Here is a 14,390-nt window from a genome sequence, read left to right as displayed (position 1 = left end):
ATGGAAGTAGCTACAGCTCCCGCCAAAGCCAATACAACTCAGCCAATCATGAATATAACGGGCTCTGAAGTGGTAATTCGTTCACTGCTGGCAGAAGGTGCCAGCACCGTGTTCGGTTATCCCGGTGGTGCCATTATGCCCATTTATGATGCCTTGTATGATTTCAACGATCAACTGCAACACATATTGGTACGCCACGAGCAAGGCGCCATTCATGCAGCACAGGGCTTTGCCCGCACCAGTGGCAAAACCGGCGTGGTGTTTGCCACCAGCGGCCCCGGCGCCACCAACCTGGTTACAGGTTTGGCCGATGCCATGATAGACAGCACGCCTGTGGTATGCATTACCGGACAGGTATTTGCGCATTTGCTCGGTACCGATGCCTTTCAGGAAACGGACGTTATCAATATCACCGCTCCAGTTACCAAATGGAACTATCAGGTTACAGATGCCAGCGAAATTTCGGAAGTGATAGCCAAAGCATTTTACATTGCTGCCAGCGGCCGCCCCGGCCCCGTTCTGGTAGACATTACCAAGAATGCGCAGGTACAAAAAATAGATTTTGCAGGACATACGCCTTGCAAGCACATTCGCAGCTACAGGCCCAAGCCACAAGTGCGCAACGAGTTTGTAGAAGCTGCGGCCAAGCTCATCAACGAAGCCGAACGTCCTTACATTCTGTTTGGTCAGGGTGTTATTTTGGGTAATGCCGAATCAGAGTTTAAAGCCTTTGTAGAAAAGAGCGGCATTCCTGCAGCATGGACGTTGCTGGGTTTGTCTGCGTTGCCTACCGATCATCCATTGAACGTAGGTATGCTGGGCATGCATGGCAATTACGGCCCCAATGTACTCACCAACGAATGCGATGTGCTCATTGCCATCGGCATGCGTTTCGATGATCGTGTTACGGGTCGTTTGGATAAATACGCCAAGCAGGCAAAAATCATTCACCTTGATATTGACCCTGCAGAAATTGACAAGAATGTAAAAGCAACCGTTCCTGTGTGGGGCGATTGTAAAGAAACATTGCCGTTGCTCACCAACCTGGTAGCGCAAAAGCAACACACTGCATGGGTGCAGCGCTTCCGTGATATGATGGATGAAGAAAAGCAAGCGGTAATCAATCACGAATGCGATCCAAAGTCTGGTGAAATGACTATGGGCGAAGTGATAAACCTGCTGAACAGACTCACCAACGGCGACGCCGTGATTGTAACGGATGTGGGCCAACACCAAATGGTGGCTTGTCGTTACGCTACGTTCAATCAATCCCGCAGCAATGTTACTTCTGGTGGTTTGGGTACCATGGGCTTTGCACTTCCTGCAGCCATTGGTGCCAAATATGGTGCGCCTAACAGACCCGTTGTAGCAGTGATTGGCGATGGCGGTTTTCAAATGACCCTTCAGGAACTGGGTACCATCATGCAGTTTGGCGCCGATGTGAAAATCATCATCCTCAACAACAACTTCCTCGGCATGGTACGCCAGTGGCAGGAGCTGTTTTTGGAAAAACGCTATTCGTTTGTAGACATCACGAGTCCTGACTTTGTGCAAGTGGCCAAAGGTTACTACATCGATGGCCAGCGCATCACGGACCGCAGCCATCTGGAAGCCGGTTTGCAAACCATGCTCAACCACAAAGGCAGCTATCTGCTCGAAGTAATGGTGGCCAAAGAAAACAATGTATTCCCCATGGTACCGCAGGGTTGTGGCGTTGCTGAAATCCGCTTAAAATAACTACACATGAAACAGTCATTTGCACAGGCGTTTATGTACTCACCCAACAGTGGCAGCGCCAGTATCAAAGAAGAATATACCATCACCGTATATACCGAAAACCATATTGGTTTGCTCACCCGCATTTCCATCCTTTTTTCGCGGCGCAAAATCAATATCGAAAGTCTCAACACTTCGCCTTCTGAAATTCCCGGCATTCACCGTTTCAATATTGTGATTCATGAAACGGAAGAAGTGGTGAAAAAACTGGTGCGCCAGATAGAAAAGCAGGTAGAAGTATTGAAGGCTTACTACAACACCAACGATGAAATCATTTGGCAGGAAATGGCTTTGTACAAAGTACCTACCAGTGAAATTGCGGCCAAGGCAAAAGTAGAACGGCTGCTGCGACAGTATGGTGCCCGTGCCGTGGTGATTCGCAACGATTACACGGTGTTTGAAACCACTGGCCACCGCGAAGAAACTGACCAGCTGATTGAAGTGCTGGCACCCTTTGGCCTCATCGAATTTGTACGCAGTGCCAGAGTGGCCATCATCAAAGCCAGCGCCGGCTTCCACGAAAAACTGCGGGAGTTTGAACAGGCCGAACCCGGTGAAGAAGTCATCGAAAACGAATACCTCGACAAGCAACAGGAAGTATTCTCTATGTAAAAATCTTTTGCATAAATACGATAACAGTACACTCCACTACTGCTATCTGTTTTATACCAAACCAAGTATCAACACAAACCAAAAACAACAAACATAATATCATGGCAAAGCTCAATTTCGGCGGCGTTGAAGAAAACGTAGTAACCCGCGAAGAATTTCCACTGGCAAAAGCACAGGAAGTGCTGAAAAATGAAACCATCGCCGTCATCGGTTATGGTGTGCAGGGTCCTGGCCAGGCACTCAACCAACGCGACAATGGCATCAACGTAATTGTTGGCCAGCGCAAAAATTCAAAAACCTGGGATAAGGCAGTGAAAGACGGCTTTGTACCCGGCGAAACGCTGTTTGAAATTGAAGAAGCACTGGAGCGTGGCACCATCATTTGCTACCTGCTCAGCGATGCTGCACAAATAGAACTGTGGCCTACCGTGAAGAAGCACCTTACTGCTGGTAAAGCGTTGTATTTCTCTCATGGTTTTGGCATTACGTTCAACGAGCAAACCGGCATCATTCCTCCTGCCGATGTAGATGTATTCCTCGTGGCACCAAAAGGTTCGGGCACTTCACTGCGCCGCATGTTCCTGCAGGGCCGTGGCCTCAACAGCAGCTTCGCTATTTACCAAGATGCCACCGGCAAAGCCAAAGACCGTGTGATTGCTTTGGGTATTGCCGTAGGTAGCGGCTACCTGTTCGAAACAGATTTCAGAAAAGAAGTTTTCAGCGATTTGACCGGCGAACGTGGTACGCTGATGGGTGCTATCCAAGGCATTTTTGCGGCACAGTACCAGGTACTCCGCGACAATGGCCACAGCCCTTCTGAAGCCTTCAACGAAACCGTAGAAGAACTGACCCAAAGCCTGATGCCACTGGTAGCAGAAAACGGCATGGACTGGATGTATGCCAACTGCTCTACCACTGCACAGCGTGGTGCCCTCGACTGGTGGAAGAAATTCCGCGATGCTTCTTACCCTGTGTTCAGCGAACTGTACCAAAGCGTAGCCACTGGTAAAGAAAGCCAGCGCAGCATCGACAGCAACAGCCAACCCGACTACCGCGAAAAGTTGGAAGCCGAACTGGCCGAACTTCGTGAAAGCGAAATGTGGCAAGCAGGCAAAACCGTTCGCAGCCTGCGTCCGGAAAACCAGGCCGGAGCCTAATACTTTCAGAATTACTTTTCATATGATGAGTGTCTGTCGGCACATAATTATTCACCTCCGCCGGCAGCACTCATTTTTTTGCTCAGCAAATGCCCATCAATAAATATCCTATTGACATTAATGCAGCTGCCATTCGACTGCAAAATGTGGTGCGCCGTACACCACTACAATACAACGACACCCTGAGCAAAAGGTATCAGGCCAATGTGTACCTTAAGCGGGAGGACTTGCAGGTGGTACGTTCCTACAAACTGCGTGGGGCGTACAACATGATGAGCCAATTAACAGCGGCTGAACTGACGAATGCAGTTGTATGTGCCAGTGCCGGCAACCATGCACAAGGTTTTGCTTATAGTTGCAGTCAGCTGGGCGTTAAAGGCAAAGTGTTTATGCCTGTTATTACTCCCAGGCAAAAAATAAATCAGACGAAAATGTTTGGCGGCGACAATATTGAAGTGGTGCTTACTGGCGACACTTTTGATGATTGCGCCACAGCAGCCAAAGCTTATACAGCTACCAACAAACTAACATTTATTCCACCATTCGATGATTATCGCATTATTGAAGGTCAGGGAACTGTAGGGAAGGAAATTTTGGAAGATCTGAATGATGTGGATTTTCTTTTTGTGCCGGTAGGCGGCGGAGGGCTATCGGCCGGCTGTGGTTATTATTGTAAAACATTCAGCCCATCAACAACCATTATTGGAATTGAACCAGAAGGTGCTCCTTCTATGAAGGAAGCCATACGCTATAACCAGCCCATAACCTTGGAAACCATTGACCGTTTTGTAGATGGAGCAGCTGTAAAACGCGTTGGTGACCTAACATTTGATATATGCAGGGAAGTGCTTGATATTATGCACCTGGTGCCGGAAGGCAAAGTGTGCACCACCATTCTCAACCTTTATAATGAAGACGCAATTGTTGCGGAGCCAGCAGGAGCTTTGACAATTGCGGCACTCGATGATTTTCGCCAGAAAATAAAAGGCAAAAATGTGGTATGCGTAGTGAGCGGTAGCAATAACGACATTGACAGGATGCCCGAAATCAAAGAACGCTCACTTCAATATGAAGGCCTGAAACATTATTTCCTTATTCAATTTGCCCAACGCCCAGGCGCCCTCAAAGAATTTGTGAACCATGTGCTGGGCCCTAACGACGACATCACACGCTTTGAATACATGCAAAAAACCAATAAAGAACAGGGACCTGCACTGGTAGGGATAGAACTTCAGAAGCGAAGCGACTATGAAACGCTGATCATCAAAATGAATGAATTCCGTATTGATTATTCAGCAATCAACAAAGATGACAGCATGTTTGGATACCTGGTATAAAGTAAAATTTCGACAACCTCGATTTTTTCAAACATTCCACCAATCGAATAGACAATTTCCCTATTTTTAGTCGATTGCTTGCCTGTTATTCATCAAATAAGACCTTTCATTAACCAATCTAACAGGCGAAAATGATAGAGAAGCAAGTTGGGTTATACGACCCTTCCTTTGAACACGATGCGTGTGGTATCGGCTTTGTAGCCCACATTCGTGGAAAAAAATCGCACCAACATGTTAGCGATGCGCTAACTGTTTTGGAAAACATGGAGCACCGTGGTGCATGTGGTTGTGAAGCCAACACCGGCGATGGTGCAGGCATCATGATTCAGATTCCTCATGAATTTTTCTATGCAGAAGCATTGAAGTCGGGTGTAATGCTTCCGGCCGTTGGTAAGTATGGCGTAGGCGTTATTTTCTTTCCAAAAAATGTAACGCTCCGCGAAGCCTGCCGCGATACGTTCAACCGAACTGCCGAGCAGTTGGGTATGGAAATACTGTGGTATCGCCGGGTACCGGTAAACACCGAAGGCATTGGCGAAACAGCCCTGAGTGTGGAGCCCGAAATGGAACAGGTCTTCATTAAATGCCCCGACCACATCAACGACCAAACCGATTTCGACCGCAAGTTGTTTGTGCTGCGCAACTACGCTTCTCATCTCATCAACAATACAGTGAAGCAAGATGCCGTTGGCTTTTACCTAGCGTCTATGTCATCACGTGTGTTGGTGTACAAAGGACAGCTCACCAGCCATCAGGTGCGGGAGTATTTCCCCGACTTGTCGCAGAAAACACTCACCAGTGCATTTGGCCTGGTGCACAGCCGTTTTGCCACCAACACCTTCCCTAGTTGGAAGCTGGCGCAACCCTTCCGTTTCATTGCCCACAATGGAGAAATCAATACCCTGCAAGGCAACCTCAACTGGTTGCGTAGTAGCGAAAAGGGCTTTACTTCTCCTTACTTCACCCACGAAGAAATGGAGATGCTACTGCCCATTGTCACCAGCGGACAAAGCGATAGTGCCTGCCTCGACAACATGATTGAATTGCTGACCTACACTGGTCGCAGTTTGCCGCATGTAATGATGATGTTGATACCAGAAGCATGGGATGAAAACAACGAGATGGATGCTGCGAAAAAAGCATTCTACGAATACCACGCTTGTTTGATGGAACCCTGGGATGGTCCGGCTTCTATCTCCTTTACCGATGGCAAAATGATTGGTGCCACACTTGATAGAAACGGTCTTCGCCCCTCACGGTACACCGTTACTACCGACGACCGTGTTATCATGTCCAGCGAATCGGGTGCATTGCCCGTTGATCCTGCCATCATTAAAGAACGTGGCCGCCTGCAACCCGGCAAAATGTTTGTGGTAGATATGGAGCAGGAACGCATCATCAGCGATGAAGAACTTAAAAATGAAATTTGTAACCTGAAGCCTTACGGCGACTGGTTGAATAAATACAAAATCCGTTTGGAAGAACTGCCCGAACCACGGGTAATGTTTACCCATCTGGAACAAGACCAGATTTTCAAATACCAGAAAGTATTTGGCTACAGTTCTGAAGATTTGGACTGCATCATTTCGGCCATGGCCGTGGGTGGAAAAGAGCCTATCGGTTCTATGGGCACCGATACGCCGCTGGCGGTGTTGAGCGACCAGCCACAACATTTGTCGTACTACTTCAAGCAGCTGTTTGCACAGGTAACCAACCCGCCGATCGATCCTATTCGTGAACGATTGGTGATGAGCCTGGCCACTTTTGTGGGCAACAACGGCAACCTGCTGGCGGAAGACCCGCTGAGTGCCCATACCGTGGCATTGAAACACCCCATTTTGTCGAACCATGAGCTGGAAAAAATCCGCTCCATTGATACCGGTATTTTCCAGGCTAAAACATTGCAGTGTTATTTCATGGCCGATGGAAAACCTGGCTCACTGAAACGGGCACTCGAACGCATTTGCCGTTATGCAGTAGATGCCGTGGAAGATGGGTTCGAAGTACTCATCCTCAGCGACCGTGCTATCGATAGTGATCATGCGCCTATTCCATCACTGTTGGCCACGGCTGCTGTGCACCACCACCTCATCCGCAAAGGGTATCGGGGTAAGGTTGGTATTGTAGTTGAAGCCGGCGATGTATGGGAAGTGCATCACTTCGCATGCCTGTTGGGTTTTGGTGCCACAGCCATCAACCCCTACCTCGCATTGAGCACCATCCGCGACATGAAAATTTCGGGCAAACTCGAAACGGAGCTCGATGCTGATGTACTCAAGAAAAACTACATCAAAGCGGTAAAAGAAGGCTTGCTGAAAGTGTTCAGCAAAATGGGCATCAGTACCCTGCAATCTTATCAGGGTGCACAAATCTTTGAAATCATTGGTATCAACCGCAGCGTGGTCGATCAGTTCTTTACCGGAGCTGTAAGCCGTATTGAAGGCATGGGTCTCGATGAAATTGCCCGTGAAACGCTGGCCAAGCACTACTTCGCTTTCAGCAAAAAAGAAGTACCACATGACCGGCTGCCTGTGGGTGGGGTATATCAGTGGAAACGTAAAGGCGAATTCCATTTGTTCAATCCGCAAACCATTCACCTGTTGCAGTACAGCACCCGCATGAACGATTATGCGACGTACAAGAAATACAGCAAGCTGGTTAACGATCAAACACAAAAAGCTGCCACGCTGCGTGGATTACTGGAGTTTAAAAAACTCCGTCCTTCTCTCAAAATTGAAGAAGTAGAACCAGCTGAAGTGATCCTCAAGCGTTTTGCTACAGGAGCCATGAGTTTTGGTTCTATCAGCTGGGAAGCCCATACTACTTTGGCCATTGCCATGAACCGCATTGGCGCCAAAAGCAACACCGGTGAAGGTGGCGAAGATGAACGCCGCTACATTCCGTTGGAAAATGGCGACAGCATGCGGAGTGCCATCAAGCAGGTGGCTTCTGCCCGCTTTGGCGTCACCAGCCAATACCTTACCGAAGCTGACGAATTGCAGATTAAAATGGCCCAAGGCGCCAAGCCCGGCGAAGGTGGCCAACTGCCCGGCGATAAAGTAGACGAATGGATTGGTAAAGTGCGTCACTCAACGCCCGGGGTTGGTTTGATATCACCGCCACCCCACCACGATATTTACAGCATTGAAGATTTGGCGCAGCTGATTTTCGATTTGAAAAATGCCAACCGCCGTGCCCGCATCAGTGTGAAGCTGGTGAGCAAGGCTGGCGTTGGCACCATTGCTGCCGGCGTTACCAAAGCCAAAGCCGATGTGGTGTTGATTGCCGGCCACGATGGTGGTACGGGAGCATCACCGCTGAGCTCTATCCGCCACGCTGGTTTGCCCTGGGAACTGGGCCTGGCAGAAACGCACCAGACATTGGTGAAGAACCGTCTGCGCAGCCGCGTAGTGGTACAAGCCGATGGCCAAATGAAAACCGGCCGCGACATTGCTATTGCTGCTTTGCTGGGTGCCGAAGAGTGGGGTGTGGCTACGGCTGCACTGGTGGTGGAAGGCTGCATCATGATGCGCAAGTGTCACCTCAACACCTGCCCCGTTGGTGTAGCTACACAAAATCCGGATTTGCGCAAACGCTTTACCGGCAATGCAGATGCCGTGGTGAATTTCTTCCACTTCTTAGTACAGGAACTGCGGGAAATTATGGCCGAGCTGGGCTTCCGTACCATTGAGGAAATGGTGGGCCAGGTAGATTACCTGCAGGTGCGTGAAAACATTGACCACTGGAAATACAAAAACCTGAACCTGAAAGACATGCTGTACAAAGAGCCGGCCTATGGTACTACGCTCCACAACAGCGAGAAGCAGGATCACGGTTTGCAATTGGTGCTCGACAGGCATTTACTGCAACTGGCCCAGCCAGCGTTGGAACAAGGCAGGAAAGTGGAAGCCACATTGCCTATCAAAAATATCGACCGCACATGCGGCACCATGCTCTCGAACGAAATCACCCGTAAGTATGGCGCTGCCGGTTTGCCCGATGGTACCATTCACTTCAAGTTTGAAGGCACTGCCGGCCAGAGCTTTGGTGCTTTTTGCACCAATGGCCTGAGCCTCGAACTGGAAGGTGATGCCAACGACTATTTTGGTAAGGGCCTGAGTGGAGCAAACCTCGCTGTCTATCCCAGCCGTGTGTCGAGCTTTGTACCCGAAGACAATATCATTATTGGCAACGTGGCATTGTATGGCGCTACCAGCGGCCATGCTTACATCCGTGGTAAGGCAGGCGAACGTTTTGCGGTACGCAACAGTGGTGCACTGGCTGTAGTAGAAGGCGTGGGCGACCACGGCTGCGAATACATGACAGGTGGCACTGTAATAGTGCTCGGCGAAACCGGCCGCAACTTTGCAGCAGGCATGAGCGGTGGCATTACCTATGTGTACGACCCCAACAATCTGTTGCCTGGTCGTTGCAACCTCGAAATGGTAGACCTCGACCCTTGCGATGAAGCCGATGCACAACTGCTGAAAACGCAACTGCAGCAGCACTTTACACTTACAGGCAGCAATGTGGCCAAGTATTTACTCAACGATATGGAGCATGCCATTTTGCAGTTTGTAAAAGTGTTTCCGAAGGATTACAAAAAAGTACTGCAGGCAAAAGCCAAAACAAATGTGCCACAACCAACTGCATAACTGCAAAAGCGTTGTCACCAAGACCAAATCAATCATTCAAGAACTGATCCTAAATAATTGGATATGGGAAAACCCACAGGATTTCTGGAGTTTACAAGAACATTGCCGGGCAAGCGACCGGTAAATGACCGCCTGCATGACTACAGAGAATTTGTAGACAAATTTGATGAGCAGCAACTCAACCAACAATCGGCCCGTTGCATGAATTGTGGCGTACCATTTTGCCACAGTGGCTGTCCGCTGGGCAATGTAATTCCTGAATTCAATGATGCCATATACCGCAAAAACTGGCGGGAGGCATACGATATTCTCAGCTACACCAACAACTTTCCGGAGTTTACGGGGCGCATTTGTCCTGCACCATGCGAAAGTGCCTGTGTATTGGGCATCAACCAACCTCCGGTAGCCATTGAAGAAATAGAAAAGCACATTATTGAGATTGCTTTTGAAAAAGGATTTGTTACTGCTAATGCTCCCATTGTACGTACCGGTAAAAAAGTTGCGGTGGTGGGATCTGGCCCTGCAGGACTGGCCGCTGCCGCCCAGCTGAACAAAGCTGGCCATTCAGTAACCGTGTTTGAAAGAGACGACAAACCCGGTGGCCTGCTGCGCTATGGCATCCCCGATTTTAAACTGGAAAAATGGGTGATAGACCGCAGGGTAAAATTGCTGGAAGAAGAAGGCGTCGTATTCAAATGCAATACCAACGTAGGCACCGATGTGACAAGTGGCGATTTGCTCCGCGAATTCCACGCCGTAGTGTTGGCGGGTGGCTCTACCATTCCCCGCGACCTGCCCGTAAAAGGCCGTGATGCCAAGGGTGTATATTTTGCCATGCAGTTTTTGAAGCAACAAAACAAGCGGGTAGCCAACCCCGATGTGGAATTGTTGAAGGAACGTGGCTTTGAAGGAAGCAATTGGGCCGAAGAGATAACTGCCACCGGCAAGCATGTGGTGGTAATTGGTGGTGGCGATACCGGAAGCGACTGCGTAGGTACGAGCAATCGCCATGGTGCAGCCAGTGTTACGCAATTTGAATTGCTGCCACAGCCGCCCGATAGTCGTACCAATGCCATGCCATGGCCCACTTACCCTATGCTGCTGAAAACCACCAGCAGTCATGATGAAGGTTGTAACCGCCATTGGGCAATTGCTACTAAAGAAGTGATTAAAAACGAAGCCGGTGCCATTAAAGCCCTCCGCATTGTTGACCTGGAATGGGAACTGGCACTAGATGGCCGCCCGGTGAAGTTTCAGGAAAAGACAGAAACTGAGAGAGAAATCCCTTGTGACCTCGTGTTACTGGCCATGGGCTTCGTCCATCCACAGCACAATGGCGTCATTGCCGATTTGGAGCTGGAACTGGATGAGCGGGGCAATGTAAAAGCTTCGGAGCAACATTTCCAGACTACTTTGCAGAAGGTTTTTGCCTGTGGCGATATGCGCCGCGGTCAGAGCCTGGTAGTATGGGCCATTAGCGAAGGCCGCGAATGTGCCCGCAAAGTAGATGAGTACCTGATGGGTACATCCTTACTTGAAAGTAAGGAAAGCAGCATTTTATTCAGCTTCATACAAGCATAAAAGAGAATTATTGGCATTGCTGCCAATAATTTTTCAATTATCATATTAAATTATAAAATATGTAATATTTTTTATTCACATCAAATGGTTACAATATTCTATTTAATGAATTATTTAAGATATTAGATTTTAGTTATCCGTTCACCTTAAAAACACATTCATGGCTAAAAAGACAATTAAGCAGATTGCACCGTTCCTGATTCTGGCAGCAGTGTCCATTGGTGCCTTGTTCATTCCATCGCTTCCCACCTTCAACGATGAGGGAAAAGCCTACTCAGGCGCCGACATTACCTGGATATTGGTAGCCACGGCCCTGGTATTCCTGATGACACCCGGCCTCGCCTTTTTCTACGGCGGTATGGTGCATCGCAAAAACGTAATCAGCACCATGATTAAAAGCGTGGTGGCTGCAGGTATCGTTAGCATTCTCTGGATTGTAGTTGGCTACAGCCTGTCTTTCGGCACCAGCATTGGTGGCTTCATTGGCAACCCCACAACACATTTATTTTTTAAAGATGTGATGTCTGGCGAGCCTTGGTCTTTGGCCCCCACCATTCCCAAACCACTTTTCGCACTCTTTCAGCTCATGTTCGCCATCATTACGCCGGGTCTGGTAGTAGGTGCCGTAGCTGAGCGTATCCGCTTTACTGCTTACATTCTTTTCATTGCCCTGTTTGGCTTGCTGGTATACGCACCATTGGCCCACTGGACATGGCACCCCGAAGGTTTCCTGTTTAAAATGGGTGTGCTCGATTTTGCCGGCGGTACCGTGGTACACATTTCAGCCGGATGTGCAGCCCTGGCAGGCGCACTGGTGCTGAAACCCCGCAAATCAAAACTGTTGCAGGAAGAAGTTCCCCCGGCCAACATACCATACGTACTGATTGGTACAGGTTTGCTGTGGTTTGGCTGGTTTGGCTTCAACGCAGGTTCTGCTCTGGGTGCCAATAGCCTGGCGGTTTCTGCTTTTGCCACTACCAACACTGCTGCCGCAGCCGCAGGTTTGAGCTGGATGTTCTTTGATGTACTCCGTGGCAAAAAGCCTTCTGTACTTGGCTTTTGTATTGGCGCAGTGGTGGGCCTCGTAGCCATTACACCCGGCGCTGGCTTTGTAGCAGTTCCGCAAAGCATTTTCATTGGCGTAGTGGCAGCTATCATTTCTAACCTGGCTGTACACTTCAAGCAAAAAAGTAAGCTGGATGATACCCTCGATGTATTCCCCTGCCATGGCGTGGGTGGTATTGTAGGTATGCTGCTGACTGGCGTTTTTGCCACTGTAACTGTAAACAGTGCTGGTCAGGATGGCCTGGCTTATGGCAATGCTGCATTCTTCTTTACGCAAGTAAAAGGCATGCTGGTGGCCGTTGGTTTCAGCTTCGCTATGTCTTACCTCATTTTCAAATTCATTGATCTCGTATTGCCGCTGCGTGTAAGCGAAGCCGACGAAGACATGGGATTGGATGCTTCTCAGCACAACGAGAAATACATGCAAGGCCATGTACTCGTACAAAGCAATGGTGTGATGAAAGAAGCTGAAGAAAACTACGCTGAACTCTAATGGCGGATGATGCGCCGCAAATATTTTGAAAAACCAACTCTAACCGACACTCTTTTTAGCACACAACCCATTCTGAATCCCCATTAAGTTGTCTATCTCAGGCGCCCGGCTATTGCTGGCACTTTAGTCGGGCCGCCTTCTATTTTTTCCAATAACCAAACTAACCGCTTCAGCACAGGCAAAAGAAAAAGGTACAGTGTGCTCAGACTACTGGCATAGTCTGTACTGTACCCTTCGTTCACATTAAAAATGCATTGCAATGTTACAAAAATTTGTTGCTACCACTTTGGTATGTCTATCTGTTAACGCTCTTTTTGCACAAACCGACTCAACCGAAACAGAAGAAAAAAATCCTTTAAAAATCAGCGGCTACGCCGATGTGTATTACAAACTCGATTTCGCCAAATCCGGTGCCAACAATAAAACCAGCTTCACCAATTCGCACAACTCTTTTGAGCTGGGCATGGCTTCGCTGAAGTTTGAAAAAACACTGGGCAAGGTAGGCATGGTAGCAGACCTCGGATTTGGTACACGGGCTAAAGAATTTGCCTATGCCGACAATGGCATCACACAAGCCATCAAGCAATTATATGTAACCTATGCGGCCAGCGACAAGCTCACATTTACCGCTGGTAGCTGGGCCACACACGTTGGTTACGAACTGGTAGATCCGCAGCTCAACCGCAACTATAGCATGAGCTACATGTTTTCTTACGGACCATTTACGCATACCGGTGTAAAAGCTGATTACAAATTTGGTAGCAGCGGTATTATGATTGGTATTTCCAACCCTACCGACCAACGTACAACAGGCGTTTCCCCAAAATACCTTATCGGCCAGTTTAGCACCGGCACCAAAAACGGCAAGCTCAAATTGTACCTGAACTATGTAGGCGGCAAAAGCAGCGATACCACCAAAATGAACCAGGTTGATTTAGTTGCCACCCTCGGTGTTTCTGACAACTTCTCGATTGGGTACGACGGTACTGTGGCCAGCTACAAACTCAAGCAAAACGATAAGTTCGGTAGCGCCAGTTCATGGTGGGGTTCGGCTTTGTATTTCAACGCCGATTTCAGCAAAAGCTTTGGCCTTACCCTGCGCAGCGAATTGTTTGACGATAGCAAGCAGCTCAATGTATTCAGCAGTGCTGCTGAAGGTGGCAGCATTTTTGCCAATACCCTCTCTGCCAACATTCGCCTCGGTGCTCTTACCCTCATTCCTGAAATCCGCATCGAAAACGCCAGCAAAGCTATTTTCATCGACGGCAAAAGCAACAGCAGCAAATCGGCTGCCAACGCCCTCATTGCCGCCGTATACGCATTCTAGACTAACAACAACCATCTGAAAAAGGCGACCTCAACTGAGGTTGCCTTTTTCTTTTTCCAACAGTTTCGTTGATTCTTTAGACACCATCAATAAAAGAAAGATTTTTTCAAAACAAATAACAACAAATAGCATTAGCCTTTACATTTGCTCTTACAATGACTTCAAACAACACATACAAGGCCGTTGCGATTGCCATCGCTAAGCCCGCCACTCCCGGCGGTATGTGGGCTGTGTTAGAACTCCTGTTTCGCTTTGCGACTAGTGGCATGTTTACCTCTACTACAACCACTACAACTACCACAACCCGTTAGGGTTGTACTTTTTCATATTACCTCCGTGGGCTTTCGCCGTTTGCTGCCATTGCAGCGTTCAACTTTTGTATTCATT

9 protein-coding genes are annotated in these 14,390 nt (G+C 48.6%); all 9 read left to right on the top strand.

Features of this window, described 5'->3' with window-relative positions; genetic code table 11:
* The 9 genes from ilvB (at position 1) to V7Q13_RS10140 (ending at position 14,314) form a co-directional block, all read left to right on the top strand.
* The gene (gene ilvB / locus V7Q13_RS10180; protein WP_333800578.1) at positions 1 to 1,737 is read left to right on the top strand and encodes a biosynthetic-type acetolactate synthase large subunit; all 1,737 of its coding nucleotides are present in this window, start codon (positions 1 to 3) and stop codon (positions 1,735 to 1,737) included.
* A gap of 6 nt (positions 1,738 to 1,743) precedes the next feature.
* Positions 1,744 to 2,388, top strand: a complete 645-nt coding sequence (gene ilvN, locus V7Q13_RS10175; protein WP_333800577.1) for an acetolactate synthase small subunit — start codon at positions 1,744 to 1,746, stop codon at positions 2,386 to 2,388.
* Between the two features lie 101 nt (positions 2,389 to 2,489).
* Entirely contained in the window at positions 2,490 to 3,545 is a 1,056-nt protein-coding gene (gene ilvC / locus V7Q13_RS10170; RefSeq protein WP_157479075.1) for a ketol-acid reductoisomerase, read from the top strand.
* A gap of 89 nt (positions 3,546 to 3,634) precedes the next feature.
* The gene (ilvA, locus tag V7Q13_RS10165) at positions 3,635 to 4,882 is read left to right on the top strand and encodes a threonine ammonia-lyase IlvA (RefSeq protein WP_333800576.1); all 1,248 of its coding nucleotides are present in this window, start codon (positions 3,635 to 3,637) and stop codon (positions 4,880 to 4,882) included.
* 131 nt (positions 4,883 to 5,013) lie between these two features.
* Positions 5,014 to 9,537: a glutamate synthase large subunit gene (gltB, locus tag V7Q13_RS10160; RefSeq protein WP_333800575.1), complete on the top strand. Its 4,524-nt coding sequence runs from the start codon at positions 5,014 to 5,016 to the stop codon at positions 9,535 to 9,537.
* Between the two features lie 63 nt (positions 9,538 to 9,600).
* Positions 9,601 to 11,118, top strand: coding sequence for a glutamate synthase subunit beta (locus V7Q13_RS10155; protein WP_333800574.1), 1,518 nt, complete (start codon positions 9,601 to 9,603; stop codon positions 11,116 to 11,118).
* A gap of 160 nt (positions 11,119 to 11,278) precedes the next feature.
* Complete coding sequence (locus tag V7Q13_RS10150) at positions 11,279 to 12,676, top strand: ammonium transporter (protein WP_333800573.1); 1,398 nt, start codon at positions 11,279 to 11,281, stop codon at positions 12,674 to 12,676.
* 259 nt (positions 12,677 to 12,935) lie between these two features.
* Positions 12,936 to 14,003: an outer membrane beta-barrel protein gene (locus V7Q13_RS10145; protein WP_333800572.1), complete on the top strand. Its 1,068-nt coding sequence runs from the start codon at positions 12,936 to 12,938 to the stop codon at positions 14,001 to 14,003.
* Positions 14,004 to 14,158: 155 nt separating this feature from the next.
* Entirely contained in the window at positions 14,159 to 14,314 is a 156-nt protein-coding gene (locus V7Q13_RS10140; protein WP_333800571.1) for a hypothetical protein, read from the top strand.
* Positions 14,315 to 14,390 lie beyond the last annotated feature (76 nt).

Origin of the sequence: Phnomibacter sp. (genome assembly GCF_036803085.1) — a bacterium.
Classification (GTDB): Bacteria; Bacteroidota; Bacteroidia; order Chitinophagales; family Chitinophagaceae; genus Phnomibacter.
The sequence above is the reverse complement of the archived record's forward strand: the minus strand, read 5'-3'. Positions and strand labels throughout refer to the sequence as shown.

Coding starts and splice junctions, on each gene's coding strand:
- ilvN (WP_333800577.1), top strand. CDS start 1,744: ATGAAACAGTCATTTGCACAGGCGTTTATGTACTCACCCAACAGTGGC.
- V7Q13_RS10145 (WP_333800572.1), top strand. CDS start 12,936: ATGTTACAAAAATTTGTTGCTACCACTTTGGTATGTCTATCTGTTAAC.
- ilvA (WP_333800576.1), top strand. CDS start 3,635: ATGCCCATCAATAAATATCCTATTGACATTAATGCAGCTGCCATTCGA.
- V7Q13_RS10140 (WP_333800571.1), top strand. CDS start 14,159: ATGACTTCAAACAACACATACAAGGCCGTTGCGATTGCCATCGCTAAG.
- ilvC (WP_157479075.1), top strand. CDS start 2,490: ATGGCAAAGCTCAATTTCGGCGGCGTTGAAGAAAACGTAGTAACCCGC.
- V7Q13_RS10150 (WP_333800573.1), top strand. CDS start 11,279: ATGGCTAAAAAGACAATTAAGCAGATTGCACCGTTCCTGATTCTGGCA.
- gltB (WP_333800575.1), top strand. CDS start 5,014: ATGATAGAGAAGCAAGTTGGGTTATACGACCCTTCCTTTGAACACGAT.
- V7Q13_RS10155 (WP_333800574.1), top strand. CDS start 9,601: ATGGGAAAACCCACAGGATTTCTGGAGTTTACAAGAACATTGCCGGGC.
- ilvB (WP_333800578.1), top strand. CDS start 1: ATGGAAGTAGCTACAGCTCCCGCCAAAGCCAATACAACTCAGCCAATC.